The organism is Streptomyces phaeochromogenes (genome assembly GCF_001418655.1).
Classification (GTDB): Bacteria; Actinomycetota; Actinomycetes; order Streptomycetales; family Streptomycetaceae; genus Streptomyces; species Streptomyces phaeochromogenes.
In genome coordinates this window covers 23,213-47,418 of record NZ_LIQZ01000036.1, presented here as the reverse complement: position 1 = coordinate 47,418, position 24,206 = coordinate 23,213, and the positions used below count along the sequence as shown (strand labels likewise).

Annotated in this window: 16 protein-coding genes; 10 read left to right on the top strand and 6 right to left on the bottom strand. The window is 69.2% G+C overall.

Annotated elements, in window-relative coordinates:
- Positions 1-26: 26 nt before the first annotated feature.
- The gene (locus AOK17_RS05465) at positions 27-467 is read right to left on the bottom strand and encodes a VOC family protein (protein WP_055611154.1); all 441 of its coding nucleotides are present in this window, start codon (positions 465-467) and stop codon (positions 27-29) included.
- Positions 468-580: 113 nt separating this feature from the next.
- Entirely contained in the window at positions 581-1,096 is a 516-nt protein-coding gene (locus AOK17_RS05460; RefSeq protein ID WP_055611153.1) for a pyridoxamine 5'-phosphate oxidase family protein, read from the bottom strand.
- A gap of 301 nt (positions 1,097-1,397) precedes the next feature.
- On the opposite strand from AOK17_RS05460, the gene AOK17_RS05455 reads away from it, so the two are divergent.
- Positions 1,398-4,403 carry a bifunctional [glutamine synthetase] adenylyltransferase/[glutamine synthetase]-adenylyl-L-tyrosine phosphorylase gene (locus AOK17_RS05455; RefSeq protein ID WP_055611152.1) on the top strand — a complete coding sequence of 1,002 codons (3,006 nt, stop codon included), beginning with the start codon at positions 1,398-1,400 and terminating at the stop codon, positions 4,401-4,403.
- Here AOK17_RS05455 and AOK17_RS05450 read toward each other — a convergent pair.
- Entirely contained in the window at positions 4,345-5,307 is a 963-nt protein-coding gene (locus AOK17_RS05450) for a DMT family transporter (protein WP_055611151.1), read from the bottom strand. The genes AOK17_RS05455 and AOK17_RS05450 overlap by 59 nt on opposite strands.
- Before the next feature lie 72 nt (positions 5,308-5,379).
- Here AOK17_RS05450 and AOK17_RS05445 point away from each other — a divergent pair, with 72 nt between their 5' ends.
- Entirely contained in the window at positions 5,380-6,276 is an 897-nt protein-coding gene (locus tag AOK17_RS05445; RefSeq protein WP_245697020.1) for a LysR family transcriptional regulator, read from the top strand.
- Between the two features lie 37 nt (positions 6,277-6,313).
- Here AOK17_RS05445 and AOK17_RS05440 read toward each other — a convergent pair whose 3' ends face one another.
- Complete coding sequence (locus AOK17_RS05440) at positions 6,314-7,186, bottom strand: phosphatase PAP2 family protein (RefSeq protein ID WP_055611149.1); 873 nt, start codon at positions 7,184-7,186, stop codon at positions 6,314-6,316.
- A 98-nt stretch (positions 7,187-7,284) separates the two neighbouring features.
- On the bottom strand, positions 7,285-8,319 hold the full coding sequence (locus AOK17_RS05435) for a LacI family DNA-binding transcriptional regulator (RefSeq protein ID WP_055611148.1): 1,035 nt from the start codon (positions 8,317-8,319) through the stop codon (positions 7,285-7,287).
- A 496-nt stretch (positions 8,320-8,815) separates the two neighbouring features.
- Here AOK17_RS05435 and AOK17_RS05430 point away from each other — a divergent pair, with 496 nt between their 5' ends.
- From AOK17_RS05430 to AOK17_RS05395, 8 genes are all read left to right on the top strand, one after another.
- Entirely contained in the window at positions 8,816-10,090 is a 1,275-nt protein-coding gene (locus AOK17_RS05430; RefSeq protein ID WP_055611147.1) for an extracellular solute-binding protein, read from the top strand.
- 125 nt (positions 10,091-10,215) lie between these two features.
- Positions 10,216-11,220: a carbohydrate ABC transporter permease gene (locus AOK17_RS05425; protein ID WP_055611146.1), complete on the top strand. Its 1,005-nt coding sequence runs from the start codon at positions 10,216-10,218 to the stop codon at positions 11,218-11,220.
- A 13-nt stretch (positions 11,221-11,233) separates the two neighbouring features.
- Positions 11,234-12,145 (top strand): sugar ABC transporter permease, encoded by a 912-nt coding sequence (locus AOK17_RS05420; RefSeq protein WP_055611145.1) that lies wholly within the window; start codon positions 11,234-11,236, stop codon positions 12,143-12,145.
- A 238-nt stretch (positions 12,146-12,383) separates the two neighbouring features.
- On the top strand, positions 12,384-14,066 hold the full coding sequence (locus AOK17_RS05415) for a glycoside hydrolase family 13 protein (protein ID WP_055611144.1): 1,683 nt from the start codon (positions 12,384-12,386) through the stop codon (positions 14,064-14,066).
- 163 nt (positions 14,067-14,229) lie between these two features.
- Positions 14,230-15,612 (top strand): alpha-amylase, encoded by a 1,383-nt coding sequence (locus AOK17_RS05410; RefSeq protein ID WP_055611173.1) that lies wholly within the window; start codon positions 14,230-14,232, stop codon positions 15,610-15,612.
- A 203-nt stretch (positions 15,613-15,815) separates the two neighbouring features.
- Positions 15,816-21,302, top strand: a complete 5,487-nt coding sequence (gene pulA / locus AOK17_RS05405) for a pullulanase-type alpha-1,6-glucosidase (protein WP_055611143.1) — start codon at positions 15,816-15,818, stop codon at positions 21,300-21,302.
- A 72-nt stretch (positions 21,303-21,374) separates the two neighbouring features.
- Positions 21,375-23,000: a fused response regulator/phosphatase gene (locus tag AOK17_RS05400; RefSeq protein WP_055611142.1), complete on the top strand. Its 1,626-nt coding sequence runs from the start codon at positions 21,375-21,377 to the stop codon at positions 22,998-23,000.
- A 27-nt stretch (positions 23,001-23,027) separates the two neighbouring features.
- On the top strand, positions 23,028-23,384 hold the full coding sequence (locus AOK17_RS05395; RefSeq protein ID WP_055611141.1) for a 5-carboxymethyl-2-hydroxymuconate Delta-isomerase: 357 nt from the start codon (positions 23,028-23,030) through the stop codon (positions 23,382-23,384).
- A 126-nt stretch (positions 23,385-23,510) separates the two neighbouring features.
- Here AOK17_RS05395 and AOK17_RS05390 read toward each other — a convergent pair whose 3' ends face one another.
- Positions 23,511-24,200 (bottom strand): TetR/AcrR family transcriptional regulator, encoded by a 690-nt coding sequence (locus tag AOK17_RS05390; protein ID WP_107102304.1) that lies wholly within the window; start codon positions 24,198-24,200, stop codon positions 23,511-23,513.
- Positions 24,201-24,206: the final 6 nt, after the last annotated feature.

Below are 24,206 nucleotides of genomic sequence, written 5' to 3'. Positions count from 1 at the left end.
GTGGGGTCAGCCGGTGTGCGGACCTGTCACGGGGTCTGCTCGGCCAGGTCCGTCATCAGCTTGTGCAGGGGCTTTGTGGCGCGCTCGCGGAATTCCTGGATGGCCCAGCCGTTGCCGTCCGGGTCCGTGAAGTGCATGAAGGTGCCGCCGTCCTGGGGGGCGTACTGGACGGGCTCGCTGACGTCCAGGCCCCGGGCGGTGAGCTCCTCGTAGGCCGACTTGGCGTCCGCCACGACCAGCTGCAGGCCGTGGTACGTGCCCGGCTGCGGTGTTCCCGTCGGGATGGGTACGCCCTCGGCGAGCGCGATCGAACAGCCGGAACCGGGGGGTGTCAGCTGGACCACGCGGGCGCCCGGCATCACCTCGGTGTCGATGTCGACGTGGAATCCGACCTTGTCCTGATAGAAGGCCTTCGCCCGGTCGATGTCGGTGACGGGAAGCGTGATCACTTCAAGGGCCATGTCCATGGACGACTCCTTTGTCGTACGCATTGTCTTAGGCGTTCGTCGTAGCTGTCGTGTCTCTTGCAGCTGTCGTAGCTGTCGTAGCTGTCGTAGCTGTTGTCTTGGGCGTTGTGCCTTCAGGTCCTGCGTCCGTCGAACCGCCAGCGGGTCTGGCTGAACGGCTCTCCCTTACCGAAGCCGAAAACGGTCCCGGGCGCCACCGAGAAAACGAGGGCCTTTCCGGCGCCGTGCTGGAAGTGCCCGTCGCCGACCTCGAAGTGCCAGAAACTGCCGTACTTGCGCTCCCACTCCTCGGCCAGCTCGCGCAGCCTGGCGTCGTCGGACACCCGGACCGCCTCGCCCTCCACCACGAGGTCGTACCCCTTGTTCCAGGTGTTGGTTCCTGTGGTCAGTACGACGCTCGGGTTCAGCGCGAGGTTGCGCGCCTTGCGCTCCTCGGGCCCGGTGCAGAAGTGCAGCGCGCCGTCCGACCACACCGTCGGCAGGGGCGTCACATGCGGCCGTCCGTCGGGGCGTACCGTCGAGATCCAGAACAGCTCGGACTCGGCCAGCAGCGCCTCGGCCTCGGACCAGGGGCGTGCGGTGGCGGTCTCGTCGCTGTAGCGCGTGTCCAGCTCGGACCGTGCTTTCATGAGCTCTCCTCCGGACCTGGTGGATGACTGGATGATTCCTCACCAGGACAGACCCCGCCCGCCGACGGAACTCATCGGTCCCGCGGCCACGGCGTGGGCCGGCGACCGGCCACAGGACCTCCGCCCCGGGACATCCGCTCGCCGCGGCCGGCAGACCGGACGGGCTCGTGGACCCGCGCCGACCGGCCACGATGGTCGTGGCCCGCTGAAACCGCTGTCCCGCGTCCAGGCGCTTCCCCCAGGCTCTCCGGTTAGGCTCAGGGCCGTACGACCTTGATCCGTGGGAGGCAGGAGGCCGGGGATGATGGCGCCGGGGCGCAGGAGCAGTACCTTCTCGCGGCTGCTGCGGCACGGTTTCACCGATCCGTCCGCCGCGGAACGGCTCATGGAGAGCGCGGAACTCGCGCCGATACGGAACGATCCGGTGCTGCTCGACGCGCTCGGAGCCACCGCCGATCCGGACCTGGCGCTGCTCGGGCTCGTACGGCTCGTCGAGGCGCAGGACGGTCACACGGCCCAGCGCGAGCTGCTCGACACGCTGATCGCGGCCAAGCCGCTGCGCGACCGGCTGCTCGGGGTGCTCGGCGCGTCCGCCGCGCTCGGCGACCACCTCGCGCGGCATCCGCTCGACTGGCAGGTCCTCGTGACGTACGAGCCGCAGGACCTGCACCCGGGCACCGCGGAGTTCGAACGCGGGCTCGCCGAGGCCTCCGACCCCGTGACGCTGCGCGTCGCCTACCGGCGGTGCCTGCTGTCCATCGCCGCACGTGACGTGTGCGGGACGACCGACGTCGCGCAGACCGCCGCCGAGCTCGCCGATCTCGCGACGGCCACCCTGCGGGCCGCGCTCGCCATCGCACAGGCGGCCGCGCCCGAGGACGCCGCGATGTGCCGGCTCGCGGTGGTCGCGATGGGCAAGTGCGGTGGACACGAGCTGAATTACGTGTCCGACGTCGATGTCATCTTCGTCGGGGAGGCCGTCGACGGGGCCGACGAGGGGAAGGCCCTGCGGGCCGCCACCCGGCTGGCCTCGCATCTGATGCGGATCTGTTCCGAGACCACGGTGGAGGGGTCGATCTGGCCCGTCGACGCCAATCTCCGGCCCGAGGGGCGGAACGGGCCGCTCGTCCGGACGCTCAGCAGCCACCTCGCCTACTACCAGCGGTGGGCCAAGACCTGGGAGTTCCAGGCCCTGTTGAAGGCCCGGCCCGTTGCCGGGGACCTCGACCTGGGGGAGTCCTACGTCGCCACGCTCGCGCCGCTCGTCTGGCAGGCCGCCGAGCGGGAGAACTTCGTCCCCGACGTGCAGAAGATGCGGCGGCGGGTGGTCGAGAACATCCCCGTTGCCGAGATCGAGCGCGAGCTGAAACTCGGTCCCGGCGGTCTGCGGGACGTCGAATTCGCCGTGCAGCTGCTGCAGTTGGTGCACGGGCGGGCCGACACGTCGTTGCGCAGCGGGACCACGCTGGACGCCTTGAACGCGCTGGCCGCGGGCGGGTACGTGGGGCGCGTCGACGCCGTGCTGCTGGAGGACGCCTACCGGTTCCTGCGTTCCATGGAGCACCGCATACAGCTCTTCCGGCTGCGGCGTACGCATCTCGTGCCCGAGGAGGACGCCGATCTGCGGCGTATCGGGCGGTCGTTGGGGCTGCGCACCGACCCCATCGCCGAGCTGAACCGGGAGTGGAAGCGGCACGCCTCCGTGGTGCGGCGGCTGCACGAGAAGCTCTTCTACCGGCCGTTGCTCGACGCCGTCGCCCAACTGGCGCCCGGCGAGAGCCGGTTGAGTACGAACGCGGCGCGGGAGCGGTTGGTCGCGCTGGGGTACGCAGATCCTGCCGCCGCGTTGCGGCATCTGGAGGCGCTCGCCTCCGGGGTTTCCCGGAAGGCCGCCATCCAACGGACCCTGCTGCCCGTGTTGTTGGGGTGGTTCGCGGATTCCGCGGATCCCGACGCCGGGCTGTTCAACTTCCGCAAGGTGTCGGACGCGTTGGGCAAGACCCCTTGGTATCTGCGGCTGTTGAGGGACGAAGGGGCCGCGGCCGAGAACCTCGCCCGGGTGCTGTCCGCCGGGCGGCTCGCCCCCGATCTGCTGATGCGGGCGCCCGAGGCCGTGGCACTGCTCGGCGACGGCGACGGAGGCGGGCTCGAACCCCGCAGCCGGGCCCATCTGGAGCAGGAGATCCTCGCGGCCGTCGGGCGTGCCAGCGGGGGCGAGGCCGCGGTCACCGCCGCGCGTGGCGTGCGGCGACGGGAGTTGTTCCGTACGGCCGCCATCGACATCGTGAAGTCCTACGGGACGGAGGAGACGCCGGCCGACGCCGACCAGGGTGCGCTGGTCGACCTGGTCGGCGGGGCCGTCTCGGATCTGACGGCGGCGACACTCGCGGGGACCTTGCGGGCCGTGGTGCGGGACCGGTGGGGGGACACCCTGCCCACCCGGTTCGCAGTCATCGGGATGGGGCGCTTCGGCGGGCACGAGCTGGGTTACGGGTCCGATGCGGATGTGCTGTTCGTGCACGAGCCCTGGGAAGGGGCCGACGAGCAGGAGGCCTCCCGGGCCGCGAACTCCGTGGTCTCCGAGATGCGGCGGCTGTTGCAGGTGTCCAGTGCCGATCCGCCGTTGTTGATCGACGCGGATCTGCGGCCCGAGGGGAAGTCCGGGCCGCTCGTGCGGACGCTGAAGTCGTACGAGGCGTACTACCGCCGGTGGTCTCTCGTGTGGGAGGCGCACGCCCTGCTGCGGGCCGAAGTCGTCGCCGGGGACGAGGAGTTGGGGCAGAGGTTCATCGAGCTGGTCGATCCGCTGCGGTATCCGGCGGAGGGTCTTGGCGAGGATGCCGTGCGGGAGATCCGGCGGTTGAAGGCCCGGATGGAGTCCGAGCGGATGCCTCGCGGGGCGGATCCGACCTTGCACACCAAGCTGGGGCGCGGGGGGCTGTCCGATGTGGAGTGGACCGTCCAGTTGCTTCAGCTGCGGCACGGGTGGGAGGAGTCCGGGCTGCGGACCACTCGTACGCGGGAGGCTCTCGCGGCGGCCTGCGCGGCGGAGTTGATCTCCGGTGAGGATGCTTCGACGCTGGACGAGGCCTGGGTACTGGCTACGCGGGTGCGGAATGCCGTGATGCTGGTGCGGGGGCGGGCGGGGGACACGTTCCCCTCGGACGGGCGTGAACTTGCCGCCGTGGGGCGCTACTTGGGGTACGGGCCCGGGCATGTGGGGGACATGCTCGATGACTATCGGCGTACTACTCGGCGGGCTCGGGCCGTTGTCGAGGAGCTGTTCTACGGGGCCGCTGAACGGTAGGGGCGGGGTCGGACGGACGCCCCGCCACGTCCCCTCCTGATGTCTTGCGGGTGCGGGTCATCGCCACGCCGGCCAGGACCACTGCCATGCCCGCCCAGATGCGGGGGCCCGTGGACTCGTCGAGGACCAGGGCGCCCAGCGCGACGGAGACGACCGGGAGCAGGTAGCCGACCGTTGCCGCGCTGGTGGGGCCCTCGTCCGCGATGAGGCGGTAGTTGAGGTAGAACGTGACGCCCGTGCCGAGGATGCCCAGCGCCGTGATCGCCAGCAGGCCCGTGGTGTCGGTGTGCAGGGGGCCGGCGGTGGGGACGGAGAGGGTCGTCCAGGCTGTGGCGGCCAGGAGTTGGGCCGCCGACATGGCGATCGGGGCGCCCCGGTCGGTGAGTTTGCGGGCCATGTACGCGAAGGCGATGGCGTAGCTCGCCGCGGCGGCCAGGAGGGACAGGGCGCCCCAGGTCAGCAGGCCCGCCGAGCGCTGCCAGGGGGCGAAGATCAGGAGCGTGCCCGCGAAGCCCAGGAACAGGCCGGTCAGGCGGACGCGGCCCAGTCCGCGGTCGGTGCCCAGCAGGATGCCGAGCAGCAGGGACCACAGGGGAGTTGTCGCGTTCAGTACGCCCGCGATGCCCGAGTCGACCGTCTGCTCGCCGATGCTGAAGAGGGCGAAGGGGATCGCGTTGCAGAAGAGGGCCGCGACGGCGAGGCGGGTCCAGGTCGCACGGTCGCGGGGGAGGCGCTGGCCTGCCGAGCGGGCCAGGAGGAGGAGCACCGCCGTGCCCAGGGCGCAGCGGGTGATCGTGATCTGGGCGGGGGACAGGCCGTGGTTCAGGGCCAGCTTGATCCACAGGAAGCCGGAGCCCCAGAGGAGCGCCAGGGCGGCCATGCGGAGGGTCGATGTGAGCGGCATGCGTCCACGGTGGGGCAGACTGTGGTGTAAGGACAAGTGAAGGATCTTGCATGCACTGTTAAGCTCTGCTGCATGCTTGATGTGCGACGCATGCAGATGCTGCGGGCCGTGGTGACCAGCGGTTCCGTGACGGCGGCTGCCGCGCGGCTCGGCTATACGCCGTCCGCCGTCAGTCAGCAGATCGCCGTCCTGGAGAAGGAGGCTCGTACGCCCCTGCTCGAACGGGTCGGGCGCGGTGTGCGGCCCACCGCGGCGGGGCTGATGCTCACCGAGTACGCGGACGTCATCGGGCGGCAGGTCGCCGAGGCCGAGACCGCGCTCGTCGACTTGCTGGAGGGGCGTACGGGGCGGCTCGCCGTGCGGTACTTCGCCACCGCCGGGGCCGCGCTGGTGGCTCCGGCCGTGGCGAAGGTACGGGCCGAACATCCCGGTGTGCAGGTCGAGTTGAAGCTCGTCGACTACGAGGACTCGCTGCCGGACGTGAAGGAGGGGCGGGCGGATCTGGCGCTCGTGGTCCGGCCCTCGGAGGAGGCGGGGCCCGACGGTGTGCGGCTTGTGCGGCTGCTCGACGATCCCTACCTCGCCGTGCTGCCCAAGGGGCATCCGCTGGCCGGGCGGCGGACCGTCGCGCTGGCCGACCTCGCCGAGGAGCCGTGGGTGGGGAGCGAGTGGCCCGGGCCGTGCCTCGATGCGCAGCTCCTGGCGTGCGAGGCCGCCGGGTTCCGGCCGCGGGTCGTGGTGGACAGCGGGGACTACGCGACCGCGCAGGGGTTCGTCGCGGCGGGGCTGGGCGTGAGCCTTGTGCCTCGGCTGGGGCTGGGCAGCCGGCATCCGGGTGTGGTGGTGCGGGAGGTCCGGGGGCCGGAGCCGGTGCGGTCGATTTTCGCCGCGGTCCGGGAGGGGGCGCCGCGGCAGCCTGCCCTGCGGAGCTTCCTGGGCGCGCTGAGGGAGGCCGGCGGCGCGACCTGAAGGGGTCGGCCGGGTCGTGGCCGACGGCCGGTGGGGGCTAAGCCTTCGTCGGCAGCAAGCGGCGCCTCGGCGGTGTCTCCGGGACCAGTTGCGGCAAGGCGTACGGCATCGATCCGTACCAGAGCCTTGCCACCGTGTAGCCGAAGGCCAGGCAGATCATGCCGCCCACCGCGTCGAGCCAGAAGTGGTTGGCCGTTGCGACGATGACCACCAGGGTCAGCGTGGGGTAGAGCAGGCCGAGGACGCGGACCCAGGGGACCGAGGCCAGGGCGAAGATCGTGAGGCCGCACCAGAGGGACCAGCCGATGTGCATGGACGGCATCGCGGCGTACTGGTTCGACATGTTCTTCAGGTCGCCGGAGGCCATGGAGCCCCAGGTCTGGTGGACGACGACCGTGTCGATGAAGTCGCTGCCGTTCATCAGACGGGGCGGCGCCAGCGGATACAGGTAGTAGCCGACCAGGGCCACACCGGTGGTGGCGAAGAGGACCATGCGCGTCGCCGCGTAACGGCCCGGATGGCTGCGGTAGAGCCACACCAGGACGCCCAGCGTCACCACGAAGTGCAGCGTCGCGTAGTAGTAGTTCATCCCGACGATCAGCCAAGTCACCGAGTTCACGCCGTGGTTGACGGACTCCTCCACGGCGATGCCGAGGTGGTGCTCGACCTTCCAGATCCAGTCGGCGTTCTCCAGCGCCTTCGCCCGCTGCTCGGGGACCGCGTTGCGGATCAGTGAGTACGTCCAGTAACTCACCGCGATCAGCAGGATCTCGAACCACAGCCGGGGGCGGCGAGGCGTACGCAGGCGGCGCAGGAAACCTTGCCCCGCGCGGCTGTTCGCCTCGTCCGCGACGGGCTGGTGTGCGGCCTGCTCCTGGCCTTCCAGTGTCGTCACGGTGCTCTCACCCATAGAGACAGAGTCTGCCAGATAAGCCCTTCCCCACCGATCATCCCTCGGGTGGGTCCTGCCCGCACGTTCTACACCCGGAGTATGTGGGGCACTACTGCTTACGTACGATTTCGGTCCCCAGGAGCCGAAGCGGTGGAACCCCGCACCACCAGTTCCGGCATGAACACGAACTCACTGTGGGGCGCCGGTGTCCCGCCGATCTCCTCCAGCAACGTACGTACCGCGGCCTGGCCCATGGCCGGGACCGGCTTGCGGACCGTGGTGAGGGGCGGGTCCGTGAACGCGATCAGCGGGGAGTCGTCGAAACCGACGACGGAGATGTCCTTGGGGACGTCGAGACCGCGCTGCCGTGCGGCCCGTATGGCACCGAGCGCCATCATGTCGCTCGCGCAGACGATGGCCGTGCAGTCACGGTCGATGAGCGCCGCGGTGGCCGCCTGGCCGCCCTCCAGCGTGTACAGCGAGTGCTGGACCAGGCGCTCCTCGATGTCGGCCGCGGCCAGCCCCAGCAGGTCCTGCATCGTGCGGACGAAACCCTCGATCTTCCGCTGGACCGGCACGAACCGCTTCGGGCCGAGCGCCAGACCGATGTTGGTGTGACCCAGCGAGACGAGGTGGGTGACCGCGAGCGCCATCGCAGCCCGGTCGTCCGGCGAGATGAAGGGCGCCTGCACCTTTGGCGAGAAACCGTCGACGAGGACGAACGGCACACCCTGGCCGCGCAGCTGCTCGTAGCGCTGCATGTCCGCGGAGGTGTCCGCGTGCAGTCCGGAGACGAAGATGATGCCGGCGACGCCCCGGTCGACCAGCATCTCGGTCAGCTCGTCCTCGGTGGAGCCGCCCGGAGTCTGGGTCGCGAGGACCGGCGTGTAGCCCTGCCGCGTCAGCGCCTGGCCGATGACCTGGGCCAGGGCCGGGAATATCGGGTTCTCCAGCTCCGGGGTTATCAGCCCGACGAGCCCCTCGCTGCGCTGCCGCAGCCGTACGGGCCGCTCGTAGCCCAGCACGTCGAGCGCGGCGAGAACGGACTGGCGGGTGGTGGCGGCGACGCCCGGCTTCCCGTTCAGGACGCGGCTGACGGTCGCTTCGCTCACCCCCGCCTGGGCTGCGATGTCGGCAAGCCGTGTGGTCACAGGACTGGACTGTACCGGCCGGGTCTCGCCCTGCCCACCAAACGAACGACGGGTGCGGGCACTTGATCGGCCCGCTCGGGGCTGCTGCGTCATCGCGTTCCCTCGTGATTCTGGTCGGCACTTCGGTCGGCATTCCGGGCTGTGTCCGTCGCGTACACCGTGTGTGCGCCTGCGGGACGGGTGGTTCCTGCAAGGCGCCGCCGGGGCGATGATCCCCGTGACCGACGGGTATGGCAAGAGCTTGCAGAGTCTTGCACAGTGGTCCCGTTCCCGGTGAATGCCCATGAATCAAGGCTCAGGACGGTCGAGAAGAGGTCACGCCCGGGTAACTGTCCGTCGTTCTTGCACTTTTTTGCTGCAAGGTCTTTCGCGGCGCTTACATCGCTGTTACGTTCACGTCGCCCGGCGGCGGCAACGGTGCGGTCGGAGAGTCGGCAGGGACGGCGGACGGGGCCGATCCCTCAAGCACACGGGCTTTCACCCTCAAGGAGAACTCATGCGGCGTGGCATAGCGGCCACCGCACTGGTGGCGTCCCTCGCCCTCGCGGCGACGGCCTGCGGCGGCGACAGCGACGACAGTGGCAAGGCGGACGGCCCGGTCACCATCACGTGGTGGGACACGTCCAACGCCACCAACGAGGCACCGGTCTACAAGGCCCTCGCGAAGGAATTCGAGAAGGCCAACCCGGGCATCAAGGTCAAGTACGTCAACGTGCCGTTCGACCAGGCGCAGAACAAGTTCGACACCGCCGCCGGTTCCAAGGGCGCCCCGGACATCCTGCGTTCCGAGGTCGGCTGGACCCCCGCGTTCGCCAAGAAGGGCTTCTTCCTGCCGCTCGACGGCACCGAGGCCCTCGCGGACCAGGGCAAGTTCCAGCCCAGCCTGATCGAGCAGGCCAAGTACGACGGCAAGACGTACGGTGTGCCGCTGGTCACCGACACCCTCGCGCTGGTCTACAACAAGGCGCTCTTCGAGAAGGCCGGCCTCGACGGGGCGCCCACCACCTGGGCCGACCTCAAGACCGACGCCGGCACCATCAAGAAGAAGACGGGCGTCGACGGCTACTGGGGCTCCACCCAGGCCTACTACGCGCAGTCGTTCCTCTACGGCGAGGGCACCGACACGGTCGACGCCGACGCCAAGAAGATCACCGTCGCCTCGCCCGAGGCCAAGAAGGCCTACAAGACCTGGCAGGGCCTCTTCAGCGGCAGCGGCCTGCACAAGGCCGACACCACCGCGGACGCGTACGCCCACATCCAGGACGCGTTCGTCAACGGCAAGGTCGCCGCGATCGTCCAGGGCCCGTGGGAGATCACGAACTTCTACAAGGGCTCGGCCTTCAAGGACAAGGAAAACCTCGGCATCGCCAAGGTCCCGGCCGGTTCCAGCGGCGAGGCGGGCGCCCCGACCGGCGGCCACAACCTCTCCGTGTACGCGGGCTCGGACAAGGCCCACCAGGAGGCCTCGCTCAAGTTCGTGAAGTTCATGACCTCGGCGAAGTCCCAGGAGACGATCGCCCTCAAGAACTCCACGCTGCCGACGCGCGACGACGCCTACACCACCGAGGTCAAGGCCGACCCGGGCATCGCCGGCTACCAGGGCGTGCTCTCCGCCGCCCAGCCGCGCCCGGCACTGCCCGAGTACAGCTCGCTGTGGGGTCCCCTCGACACCGAACTGCCCAAGATCGCCGGTGGCAAGGAGTCGCTGGACAAGGGCCTGGGCAACGCGGAGACCGCGATCGCCAAGCTGGTGCCCGACTTCAGCAAGTGACCCGTGTGGCCGTCGGATCCGCCGGGCCCCCGCGAGACGGGGGTCAGGGGGGACGGATCCGGCGGCCATCGGCCGTGTCTCCAGAACGTGCGCCCAACCCCTGATTTTCCAGAAGGTGTCGAATCATGACAGTCGTCATCGACCGCGCGACCGGCAAGCGCCGCGGTGAGCGGGCTCCGCGCCCCGGACCGCTCCAGCGCATGAAGCACTCGTACCAGCGGTACTGGTACGCGTACGCGATGATCGCCCCGGTCGTCGTCGTGCTCGGTGTACTGGTGCTCTATCCGCTGGCGCGGGGCATCTACCTGACGTTCACCGACGCCACGAGCCTCAACTCGGCCCGCACGATCGGCGTCAACCACATCGACGCGACGTACAAGTTCATCGGCCTGGACAACTACGCCGACATCCTGTGGGGCCCCACCGCGTACGACCGCTTCTGGTCGCACTTCATCTGGACGATCGTGTGGACGGCCCTGTGCGTGCTGCTCCACTACGCCATCGGCCTCGGCCTCGCGCTGCTGCTCAACCAGAAGCTGCGCGGCCGGACCTTCTACCGGCTCATCCTGGTCCTGCCGTGGGCGGTGCCGACCTTCGTCACCGTCTTCGGCTGGCGCTTCATGCTCGCCGACGGCGGCGTCATCAACTCCATGCTGGACGCGGTGCACCTGCCGTCGCCCCTGTGGCTGGAGGACACCTTCTGGCAGCGGTTCGCCGCGATCATGGTCAACACCTGGTGCGGTGTGCCGTTCATGATGGTCTCGCTGCTCGGCGGCCTGCAGTCCATCGATGGCGTCCTGTACGAGGCCGCCGAGATGGACGGGGCCAACGCCTGGCAGCGCTTCCGGCACGTGACCCTGCCGGGGCTGCGGTCGGTCAGCTCCACCGTCGTACTGCTGGGCATCATCTGGACGTTCAACCAGTTCGCCATCATCTTCCTGCTCTTCGGCGACACCGCGCCGGACGCGCAGATCCTCGTGACCTGGGCCTACCAACTGGGCTTCGGCCAGCAGCCGCGCGACTACGCGCAGTCCGCCGCGTACGGCGTGCTGCTGCTCTCCATCCTGATCGTCTTCACCTCCGTCTACCGCCGCTGGCTGGCCCGCAATGAGCAGCAGCTCGCGATCTGAGGCAGGAGTCCCCATGAGCACCACCACAGTCACGTCCCCCGCTCCGGCGGACCGGGACCCCGCGGACACCGCCCCGGCGGGCAAGGGGCCGCGGCGCGGCGAGCGCAGCCTCGCCGGCTCCCTGACCTCGCACGGCATCCTCGTCGTCGCGAGCCTGATCGCGCTCTTCCCGATCGCCTGGCTCGTCTATCTGTCCCTCGGCCCGGACAAGGACGACTACCTGCACCCCGGGGACATCCTCGGCAAGATGACGTTCGACAACTACTCGTTCGTGCTGCAGCACACGCCGTTCTTCGACTGGATGTGGAGCACGCTCCTCGTGTCGCTCGGCACGACCGTCATCGGCGTCCTGGTCGCGGCCACGACGGGTTACGCGGTCTCCCGCATGCGCTTCCCCGGCTACAAGAAGTTCATGTGGGTCCTGCTCGTCACCCAGATGTTCCCGGTCGCCGTGCTGATGGTCCCGATGTACGAGATCCTTTCGGAACTCCAGCTCATCGACAACTACTTGGGCCTGATCCTCGTCTACTGCTCGACGGCCGTGCCGTACTGCGCCTGGCTGCTCAAGGGGTACTTCGACACCATCCCCTTCGAGATCGACGAGGCCGGGCGCGTCGACGGGCTCTCGCCCTTCGGCACGTTCTTCCGGCTGATCCTGCCGCTCGCCAAGCCGGGTCTCGCCGTCGCCGCCTTCTACAGCTTCATCACCGCGTTCGGCGAGGTCGCCTTCGCCTCGACGTTCATGCTGTCCGACACGAAGTACACCTTCGCCGTCGGTCTGCAGAGCTTCGTCAGCGAGCACGACGCGCAGCGCAACCTGATGGCGGCCACCGCGGTGTTGGTGGCGATTCCGGTCTCCGCGTTCTTCTACCTTGTGCAGAAGAACCTGGTGACCGGGCTCACCGCGGGCGGTACGAAGGGATGACGCCGGCTGATCGCGCCCACGCGGCGGAAGCCGCAGATCGATAGAGTCCCGCGCCCCTGAACGGGGGCGCGGGTGGCGGTCGCGGTGTCCATCCGACCCCGCTGACACCGCGACCGCCTCGTCAGCAGTTCACGCAGTCCCACATCAGTGGTCACACAGCAGCAGTCCCACAAACGAAGAAGACACGCGCCGCCACGGCGACTCCATGACCCGAACTCCGTTACGCCTCAAGGATGTTATGAGCCAGCACTCCGCCGACCCGGCCCCGACCTCCGCTCTCGCCACTGTCGCCGACCGTCGCGACTGGTGGCGCGACGCGGTGATCTACCAGGTCTATCCGCGCAGCTTCGCCGACAGCAACGGCGACGGCATGGGCGACCTGGAGGGCGTACGTTCCCGACTCCCGTATCTGCGCGACCTCGGCGTGGACGCCGTGTGGCTCAGCCCCTTCTACGCCTCGCCGCAGGCCGACGCCGGCTACGACGTGGCGGACTACCGGGCCGTGGACCCCATGTTCGGCAACCTGCTCGACGCCGACGCGCTGATCCGTGACGCCCACGATCTCGCCCTGCGGATCATCGTCGACCTCGTGCCCAACCACTCCTCGGACCAGCACGAGTGGTTCAAGCGGGCCCTCGCGGAGGGGCCGGGCTCACCGCTGCGGGAGCGCTACCACTTCCGCGCGGGCAAGGGTGTGAACGGCGAACTGCCGCCCAACGACTGGGAGTCCATCTTCGGCGGGCCCGCCTGGACGCGGGTGACCGAGCCGGACGGTACCCCGGGCGAGTGGTATCTCCACCTCTTCGCGCCCGAGCAGCCCGACTTCAACTGGGACCACCCGGCCGTCGGCGACGAGTTCCGCTCGATCCTGCGGTTCTGGCTCGACATGGGCGTCGACGGATTCCGTATCGACGTGGCCCACGGGCTGGTCAAGGCGGACGGACTGCCGGACCTGGGGTCCCACGACCAGGTGAAGTTGCTGGGCAACGATGTCATGCCGTTCTTCGACCAGGACGGCGTCCACGAGGTCTACCGGGCCTGGCGGATCGTCCTCGACGAGTACGCCGGCGACCGCATCTTCGTGGCCGAGGCATGGACGCCGACGATCGAGCGCACCGCCAACTACGTGCGCCCCGACGAGCTGCACCAGGCCTTCAACTTCCAGTACCTGAGCACCCATTGGGACGCCGCGGAGCTGCGCTCCTGTGTCGACCGGACCCTCGACGCGATGCGGCCCGTGGGCGCGCCCGCCACCTGGGTGCTGTCCAACCACGACGTGACCCGGCACGCGACCCGGTTCGCCAACCCGGCCGGGCTCGGCACCCAGATCCGTACCGCCGGAGACCGCGAGCTCGGTCTGCGCCGGGCGCGGGCGGCCACGCTGCTGATGCTGGCGCTGCCCGGGTCCGCGTACCTGTACCAGGGCGAGGAGCTGGGCCTGCCGGACGTCGTCGACCTGCCGGACGAGGTGCGCCAGGACCCGGCGTACTTCCGGGGCGCGGGCCAGGACGGGTTCCGCGACGGGTGCCGGGTGCCGATCCCGTGGACCCGGGACGGCTCGTCGTACGGCTTCGGCAGCGGTGGCAGCTGGCTGCCCCAGCCGTCCGGCTGGGGCGAGTTGAGCGTCGAGGCGCAGAGCGGCGTCGCGGGCTCGACCCTGGAGCTGTACCGGTCCGCGCTCGCCGTCCGGAGCGAGCAGGCCGACCTCGGCGCGGGCGACCGTGTCGAGTGGTTGAAGGCGCCCGAGGGCGTACTCGCCTTCCGCCGTGGGGCGTTCGTCTGCACGACCAACACCGGCGGCGAGGCGGCGACCGTCCCGGCGCACGGGCGGGTGCTGCTCGCGAGCGGCGAGGTCACCGTGACGGACGACGGCGAGGCGAAGCTGCCGGCCGACACCACAGTGTGGTGGATCGCTGACTGACCGTTCATCAACTCGGGGGTTCTGCAAGAACTTTCCGGAATTTTCAGAAGCCCGCCTTCCGCTTCGGGAGGCGGGCTTCTACTATCTGGCGCACCGCACGGCCGTTGAATCTTGCAGCAAGAACCTTCAACGGCCCACCCCTTCAATGGAGAAGGACCCCCACATGGCCAAGAGAGCTCTGTCCGGTGCGCTCGCACTCGCCGCCGCCGCGTTCGTCGTCCCCGCGAGCACCGCGGGCAGCGCGTACGCCTCCCCGCCCGGCACCAAGGACGTCACCGCCGTCCTCTTCGAGTGGAACTTCGCCTCGGTCGCCAAGGAGTGCACCAACCGTCTGGGCCCCGCCGGTTACGGATACGTCCAGGTCTCGCCGCCCGCCGAGCACATACAGGGCTCGCAGTGGTGGACCTCGTACCAGCCCGTCAGCTACAGGATCGCCGGCCGGCTCGGCGACCGAACGGCCTTCCAGAACATGGTCAGCACCTGTCACTCGGCCGGTGTGAAGGTCGTCGCCGACACGGTGATCAACCACATGTCGGCGGGCAGCGGCACCGGTACGGGCGGCTCGTCCTACACGAAGTACGACTACCCGGGCCTGTACTCCTCGCCCGACTTCGACAACTGCACCTCGCAGATCAGCAACTACCAGGACCGCGGCAACGTCCAGAACTGCGAACTCGTGGGGCTCGCCGACCTGGACACCGGTGAGGACTACGTCCGCGGGGCCATCGCCGGGTACATGAACGACCTGCTCTCCCTCGGTGTCGACGGCTTCCGCATCGACGCGGCCAAGCACATCCCGGCCGCCGACCTCGCCAACATCAAGGGCAGGCTGAGCAACTCGTCCGTGTACTGGAAGCAGGAGGCCATCTACGGCGCCGGCGAGGCGGTCCAGCCGACCGAGTACACCGGCACGGGCGACGTCCAGGAGTTCCGGTACGCGTTCGACCTCAAGCGGGTCTTCAACAACGAGAACCTCGCCTACCTGAAGAACTACGGCGAGGGCTGGGGCTACATGAGCAGCGGCGTCTCGGGCGTCTTCGTCGACAACCACGACACCGAGCGCAACGGCTCCACGCTCAGCTACAAGGACAACGCCAACTACACCCTGGCGAACGTCTTCATGCTGGCCTACCCGTACGGCGCGCCCGACATCAACTCCGGCTACGAGTTCTCCTCCACGGACGCGGGCCCGCCCAACGGCGGCACGGTCAACGCCTGTTGGCAGGACGGCTGGAAGTGCCAGCACGCCTGGCCGGAGATCCAGTCGATGGTCGCCTTCCGCAACACCACCCGGGGCGAGTCCGTCACCAACTGGTGGGACAACGGGGGCGACGCCATCGCCTTCGGCCGCGGCAGCAAGGGCTTCGTGGCCATCAACCACGAGTCCTCGTCGCTGACCCGCACCTACCAGACCTCGCTCGCGGCAGGCACGTACTGCAACGTCCAGGCCAACACGACGGTGACGGTGAACAGTTCGGGCCAGCTCACGGCGACGCTGGGCGCGAACACGGCGCTGGCGGTCTACTCGGGCAAGTCGAGCTGCTGAGCGGCAGAAGGGGGCCTGTTCACCGATCTCGTGGTGAGCAGGCCCTCGGTCCCGACCGAATGTGAAAGTTCTTGCCATCGGTTTCAGGACTCTTGCTGCAAAGCTTACGTAAGCGATACGGTCACGCCGGCGCCCGGCAACGTAGCCGTGCCGCGGCGTGGGGTCGGACCCAAAAGAGCCGTAATCGCAAGGAGTTCACGCCTGTGATACCGAGATGGCCGACGCCCTGGGCGCGCCGCAGCACGCAGCCCGGACGAACCCCGCATCGCGGAGGAGTCGCGGCCGTTGCCGTGGCCGCTCTCGCGGCAGCGCTCGTCCAGCCCCTCGCCGCGCGCGCAGCGACCCCGCCCGCACCCCCGTCGGACGCGGCGCTGGCCAAGACGCCCGCCCGCAACGACCTCACCCGTGAGCAGTTCTACTTCGTCCTGCCGGACCGTTTCGCCAACGGCGACACGTCGAACGACAAGGGTGGCCTCACCGGCTCCCGCCTCGAAACCGGGTACGACCCCACCGACAAGGGCTTCTACCAGGGCGGCGACCTCAAGGGCCTGACGAAGAAGCTCGACTACATCAAGGACCTCGGCACCACCGCCATCTGGATGGCGCCGATCTTCAAGAACCAGCCCGTGCAGGGCACCGGCAAGGACGCCTCGGCCGGCTATCACGGGTACTGGATCACCGACTTCACACAGGTCGACCCGCACTTCGGCACGAACGCGGACCTTGAGCGGCTGATCGACAAGGCCCACGACAAGGGCATGAAGGTCTTCTTCGACGTCATCACCAACCACACGGCCGACGTCGTCGACTACAAGGAGAAGTCCTACTCGTACCTCTCCAAGGGCGCCTTCCCGTACCTGACGAAGGACGGCGAGCCCTTCGACGACGCCGACTACGCGGACGCGGACGGGGCCGGGGACTTCCCGTCCGTCGGGAACGGCTCCTTCCCGCGTACGCCCGTCGTGCCCGCCGAGAAGAAGAACGTCAAGGTGCCCTCGTGGCTCAACGACACGTCGATGTACCACAACCGCGGAGATTCGACCTTCGCCGGCGAGAACTCCACGTACGGCGATTTCGGCGGCCTCGACGATCTGTGGACCGAGCGTCCCGAGGTCGTCAGCGGTATGGAGAAGATCTACCAGCGGTGGGTCAGGGACTACGACATCGACGGCTTCCGGATCGACACGGTGAAGCACGTCAACACGGAGTTCTGGACCCAGTGGGCCACCGCCCTCGACAAGTACGCCGCTCAGCAGGGGCGTGACGACTTCTTCATGTTCGGCGAGGTGTACTCGGCCGACACGTCGATCACCTCGCCGTACGTCACCGAGGGCCGCCTGGACTCCACGCTGGACTTCCCCTTCCAGGACGCGGCACGGGCGTACGCCTCCCAGGGCGGCAGCGCGAAGCGGCTCGCCTCGGTCTTCGGGGACGACTACAAGTACACGACCGACAAGGCCAACGCGTACGAGCAGGTCACCTTCCTCGGTAACCACGACATGGGCCGTATCGGCACCTTCCTCAAGCAGGACAACCCGAACGCGTCCGACGCCGAGCTGGTGAAGAAGGACGGGCTCGCCAACGAGCTGATGTTCCTCGGCCGTGGCAACCCGGTCGTCTACTACGGCGACGAGCAGGGCTTCACCGGCGCGGGCGGCGACAAGGACGCCCGCCAGACCATGTTCGCCTCGAAGACGGCCGACTACCTGGACGACGACGAGCTGGGCACGGACCGTACGCACGCCGAGGACGCGTACGACACGAGTGCACCGCTCTACAAGCAGATCAGTGCTCTCGCGAAGCTCCGAAAGGCCAACCCGGCTCTCGCGGACGGCGTTCAGACCGAGCGGTACGCGGCCGACGGCGCCGGCGTCTACGCCTTCTCCCGCACGGACCCGAAGACCGGCATCGAGTACGTCGTCGCCGTGAACAACGCCGACAAGGCGAAGGAGGCGACCTTCGCGACCGGTTCGGCGGGCATGACGTTCCGCGGGATCTACGGGACGGACGGCACCGGTACGGGCGACGGGGGCGAGTCCCTCAAGAGCGGCGCGGACAAGAAGGTCACCGTCACCGTCCCGGCCGGCTCCTCGGTCGTGTTCAAGGCGGCGGGCAGGCTCGCCCCGCCCGCGACCAAGCCGACTCTCACGCTGAAGGCCCCCGCCGAGGGCGCCACCGGCACCGTCGAGCTGGCGGCCGATGTCGACGGCGGACAGCTCAACCGAGTCGTCTTCGCCGCCCAGATCGGCACCGGCAAGTGGAAGAGGCTCGGCTCCGCCGACCACGCCCCGTACAAGGTCACCCAGGTCGTCGGCAAGGACGTACCGGCCGGAACCGCCCTGCGCTACAAGGCGGTTGTGATCGACTCCGCCGGACGTACGGCGAGCACGACGGCTGCCTCCACCACCGGCACTCCGCCCGCCGAGGAGATCCCGAGCGCCTCCTCGCGCGAGTACGCGGTCGTCCACTACAAGCGCGAGGACGGCGACTACACCGACTGGCGGCTGTACGCCTGGGGCGACCTCGCCGACGGCGAGGCGACCACCTGGCCGGAGGGGCACGACTTCATCGGCCGGGACGCCTACGGGGCCTTCGCCTACGTGAAGCTGAAGCCGGGCGCGTCGAACGTCAACTTCCTCGTCATCGACAAGGACGGCAACAAGGACGTCTCCGCCGACCGCACGATCGACGTCACCAAGACCGGCGAGATCTGGGTCGAGCAGGGCAAGGAGGCCGTACGGACCGAGCGGCCGGCCGCCGACTACCCGGCGCCGGACAAGACCAAGGCCGTACTGCACTACCAGCGCGCCGACGGGAACTACGACGGCTGGGGACTGCACACCTGGACCGGCGCCGCGGACCCCACGGACTGGTCGAAGCCCCTGGAGCCGGTGAAGACTGACACGTATGGCGCTGTCTTCGAGGTGCCGCTCACCGAGGGTGCCACCAGCCTCAGTTACATCATCCACAAGGGCGACGAGAAGGACCTGCCCACCGACCAGTCGCTCGACCTCACGGCGAACGGCCATGAGGTGTGGCTGTTGAGCGGCCAGGAGAAGTACCTCCTCCCGCAGCCCGCGGGCAGCGCCGCCGCGCTCGACCTCACCACCTCCAAGGCGGTCTGGATCGACCGGAACACCGTCGCCTGGAACGGCAACGAGGCCGCCGCGTCGACCCAGTTGCTGTACTCGCGCGACGGATCCATCAAGGTCGAGGACGGCGCACTGGCCAGCGACGACGAGCGTTGGCTGCGGCTCGACAAGGCGACGCTCACCGACGCCCAGAAGGCGAAGTTCCCGCACCTCAAGGACTACCAGGCATGGTCCGTCGACCCACGTGACCGCGACCGGGTACGCGAGGCGTTGCGCGGCCAGCTCGTGGCCTCCCAACGGGCCGCGAACGGAGCCGTGTTGGCGGCCACCGGCGTACAGATCGCGGGCGTGCTCGACGACGTGTACGGCGGCGCCACGAAGGCGGACCTCGGTCCGACGTTCGACAAGGGACGGCCGACGCTCTCCGTGTGGGCGCCCACCGCGCAGGACGTGAAGCTGGAGATCGGGGACACGGGCGCGTCAGCGAAGACCGTGCCCATGAAGCGGGACAACGCCACCGGCGTCTGGTCCGTGTCCGGCCCCAAGTCCTGGCAGAACAAGGCCTATCGGTACGTCGTGAAGGTGTGGGCGCCCAGCGTCCGCGAGGTCGTCACCAACAAGGTCACCGACCCCTACTCGGTCGCCCTCACCACGAACTCCGAGCGCAGCCTCGTCGTGGACCTGGGCGCCAAGTCCCTTGCCCCGAACGGCTGGTCGGGCCTGCGGAAGCCCAAGGCCGTACCGCTGAAGGACGCGCAGATCCAGGAGCTGCACATCCGGGACTTCTCCGTCGACGACGAGACGGTCCCGGCGAAGGACAAGGGCACCTACCTCGCCTTCACCGACAAGGGCAGTGCGGGCTCCAAGCACCTCAAGAAGCTTGCGGAGTCCGGGACTTCGTACGTCCATCTCCTGCCCGCCTTCGACATCGCCACCATCCCGGAGAAGAAGGCGGACCAGGCGACGACCGACTGCGACCTCTCCTCCTACGCCGCCGACTCCGAGAAGCAGCAGGAGTGCGTGGCGAAGGTGGCGGCGAAGGACGCGTACAACTGGGGCTACGACCCGTACCACTACACGGTGCCGGAGGGTTCGTACGCCACCGATCCCGACGGGACGGGCCGTACGGTCGAGTTCCGGAAGATGGTCAAGTCGCTGAACGAGGACGGTCTGCGGGTCGTCATGGACGTGGTCTACAACCACACCACCGCGAGCGGCCAGGCGGACACGAGCGTGCTCGACAAGGTGGTCCCCGGCTACTACCAGCGGCTCCTCGCCGACGGCAGCGTCGCCACCTCCACCTGCTGTGCCAACACGGCACCCGAGAACGCCATGATGGGCAAGCTGGTGGTCGACTCGATCGTCACCTGGGCCAAGGAGTACAAGGTCGACGGCTTCCGCTTCGACCTGATGGGCCACCACCCGAAGGCCAACATCCTGGCGGTCAGGAAGGCCCTCGACGCACTCACCCCCGCCAAGGACGGCGTCGACGGGAAGAAGATCATCCTCTACGGCGAGGGCTGGAACTTCGGCGAGATCGCGGACGACGCCCGTTTCGTCCAGGCCACCCAGAAGAACATGGCCGGAACAGGCATTGCCACCTTCTCCGACCGGGCCCGTGACGCCGTGCGCGGCGGCGGTCCGTTCGACGAGGACCCGGGCGTTCAGGGCTTCGCGTCCGGCCTCTACACCGACCCCAACTCCTCGGACGGCAACGGCACGTCGGCCGAGCAGAAGGCCCGCCTCCTGCACTACCAGGACCTGATCAAGGTGGGGCTGTCCGGCAACCTCGCGCGGTACCGCTTCACCGACACCGGCGGCAAGGAGGTCGAGGGCTCCGAGGTCGACTACAACGGGGCGCCCGCCGGATACGCGGACGCGCCCGGCGACGCCCTCGCGTACGTGGACGCGCACGACAACGAGTCGCTGTTCGACGCGCTCGCGTTCAAGCTGCCCAAGGGCACGTCGGCCGCCGACCGGGCCCGGATGCAGGTCCTCGCGATGGCCACGGCCGCGCTCTCACAGGGCCCGGCACTGTCCCAGGCGGGCACCGACCTGCTGCGTTCCAAGTCGCTCGACCGCAACTCGTACGACAGCGGCGACTGGTTCAACGCGATCCACTGGGACTGCCGGGACGGCAACGGCTTCGGGCGCGGGCTGCCGATGGCCACCGACAACGAGTCCAAGTGGCCCTACGCCAAGCCCCTGTTGACGTCCGCCGGCCTCAAGGTGGGCTGCGCACAGATCGACGGCGCCTCCGCCGCGTACCAGGACCTGCTGAGGATCCGTACGAGCGAGAGCGTCTTCGGGCTCGGCACCGCCGGGCAGGTGCAGTCGAAGCTGTCCTTCCCGCTGTCCGGCAAGGACGAGACCCCCGGGGTGATCACCATGGAACTCGGCGATCTCGTCGTGGTGTTCAACGCGACCCCCGAGAAGCAGGAGCAGCGGGTCGCCTCCCTGGCCGGGACGGCGTACGCCCTGCACCCGGTGCAGCGGACGGGAGCGGACTCCACCGTCAGGTCCTCTTCGTACGATCCGGAATCGGGCAGTTTCGCCGTTCCGGGACGGAGCGTGGCCGTATTCACCCGGACCGGCTGACAAGGCATTAATTTGGTGGGGCGGAACCCGAACCCTGGTCCGCCCCACCACTGTGCCCCGGGGGCCGCGCAGATGGACGGCAACGCCAACAGGACACGTACGACCGTGCTGATCGTCGACGACATGCCGGCCAGTCGCTACGCGCTGGGGGCGGTGCTGCGCCGAGCCGGTCACCGGGTCGTCCCCGTGGCCACCGCCGGCGAGGCGCTCGCCGAACTCGACGTGCGGCTGCGCGCCGGATCCCTGCCCGACGTGGCCCTCATCGACGACGGACTGCCGGACATGAGCGGCTTCGAACTGTGCCGCCGGCTCAAGGCGCAGCCGCCCATGGCCACGCTGCCCGTCGTCCACTTCTCCGCCGCCGCCGTGGCACCCGCCGACCGGTGCGAGGGCCTGGAGGCCGGCGGCGAGGCGTATCTGACGGTGCCCGCCGAACCCGAGGAGATCCGGGCCGTCGTACGGGCCGCGGTGCGCGCCGCCCAGACGCGCTCCGGCGCCGAGATGCTCGTACGCCGGCTGACCCTGCTGTCCGGGATGATCGTCACCGTCCAGGCCGCGCGCAACCTCACGGAACTCGCCGACGCGTCCGCCGAGGGCGCCGCCCGGCTCACCGGCGGCCCGGCCGCCGTCTTCGTCCTCGGTCCGGACGGCGAGCTGTACTACAGCACCTCCAAGGGCCGCAGCCCCTTGGCCGTGCCGGACAGCCACGCGCAGGAGGCCGTCGTCCGGCTGATCAACCAGATGAGCAAGGGGCGCACCGGGGTGTTCCGGACCGTCGTGCCCGCGCACATGTGGCCCATGGGCTTCTTCCGGCCCGGCGTCCGGGACGACGCCCGCCTCGTGCTCACCCTGACCCAGGACGGCCGGGCACCGGTGTGCTTCGCGACGCTCCTGCACATACCCAGGCCCGGCGAACCCGACGACGCCGAGCCGGTCGGCCGCCTCGCCCAGGCCACCGCGCTCGCCGCCGAACCCCTGCTGATGTACCAGGTCGAGCGCCATGTCGCCCTCACGCTCCAGCACAGCTTCCTGCCCCAGCCGCACCGGCTGCCCGACCTGCCCGGCGTCGACGTCGTGGTGCGTTATGTGCCCGCGTCCCGGCAGACCGAGATCGGCGGCGACTTCTACGCCGCGCTGCGCACCCAGGACGGGGTGCTCACCGCGGTCGGGGACGTCGTCGGGCACTCGCTGGAGGCGGCCACCGTCATGGTCGAGATGCGCCATGCCCTGCGCGCCTACTGCGTCGAGGAATCCGATCCCGCGGTGCTCGCCGACCGGCTCGACCACATGCTGCAGCGCTACCACCCCGAGGTCACGGCCACCGTCTGCCTGGTCCACGTCGACCCGGCCACCGGGCGCACCCGGATCGCCAACGCGGGCCACATCCCGCCGCTGATCGTCCGTGACTCGGGCAACGCCGAGTACGCCAAGGCCGCCGGGCCGCTGCTCGGTCTGGCCCTCGGTCTGCCCAGGCAGCCGCCCGTGGAACTGTTCCTCGATCCCACGGACCGCCTCCTCATGGTCACCGACGGGCTCATCGAGACCCGCGGCATCGATCTGGCGGTCTCCATGGAGGAACTCCGCACGGCCGCGGCCGAGGCGCCGCCCGGGGTGTCCGCCCTGTGCGACACGCTTCTGGAGCGGTTCGGCGGGGCTCCGGACGACGACATCGCGATGCTTGCCCTGCGGTTAGGGTGAGCGCGTTGACCTAGAACAGGAGTGCCCGTGCCGCAGATCACCGTCGACTACTCGACGTCTCTCACCGACGCGTTCGACCGGCAGGGGTTCGCTGTCGCGCTGCACGCCGTGGTGGTGGAGACGGCCGCCGCGAAGATCGAGGCGTGCAAGACGCGGTTCCGGCCCGCGGAGGATGTCGTCGTGGGGTCGGAGGTGACCGGGCATGGGCTCGTCCATGTCACGCTCGCGCTGCTGGCCGGGCGGTCCGACGAGACGAAGCTCCTCCTGACCGAGCGGACGCTTGAGCTTTTGCGGGCGCATGTGAAGCCGGTTGACGGTGTGGCGTTGCATGCGTCCGCGGAGGTGCGGGACCTTGACGCGTCCTACCAGAAGTTCGTGGACTGACGTCCGGCCTCACAGATGCGCAGTTCCCCGCGCCCCTAAAAGCTAAAGGATTGCGCAGTTCCCCGCGCCCCTAGAAGCCGAAAAGACTGCGCCGTTCCCCGCGCCCCTGAAGGGGGGCGGCCCTGTCTACGACGCCAGTGAGACCAGGCGGCCGATCAGGTCTGTGAACGGGCCCTCTGCCGGTTCTTCCGCGAGCATGTGGCGCAGTAGGTCGGCCATTTCGGGGTCGTAGGCGGCGCTGACGGCGGCGAGGGCCGCGAAGTCGTGGACGAGTTGGGCCTCCAGCTCGGCGCGGGGGATCCGGCGGCCGTCCAGCCAGATGAGGGCGGTCGACTCGGCCAGGGAGATCCAGGAGCGGACGACCAGTTCGAGCCGGGCGGGCGGCCGGTCGATCCGCAGATGCGCCAGGATCTGGAGGTACGCGGCCTGCCGTACGCCGTCGATGAGGGCGTTCGTGTTGGTCGTGCCGACCGAGGGGCCGCCGCGCATCAGGGCCGAGAAACCGGGCCCGTGCTGGTCCACGAAGTCGAAGTACCGCCGCATGACCCGCAGCAGCCGCGCGCCCAGCGGGCCCTCCTGAGGCTCGATGAAACGTTCCGCCAGATCGTCCGAGGCCCGCTTCAACGCGGCTTCGTACAGGCTGAGTTTGCCCGGGAAGTAGTGGTAGACCAGCGGACGCGAGATGCCCGCGGCGGCTGCTATCTCGTCGATGGAGACGTCGTCGGGCGAGCGTCGGCTGAACAGGTCGAGGGCGACGCCGATCAACTGCTGCCGCCGCTCCTCGACACCCATCCTGCGGCGTACCCCGGTTGTCATACGAAC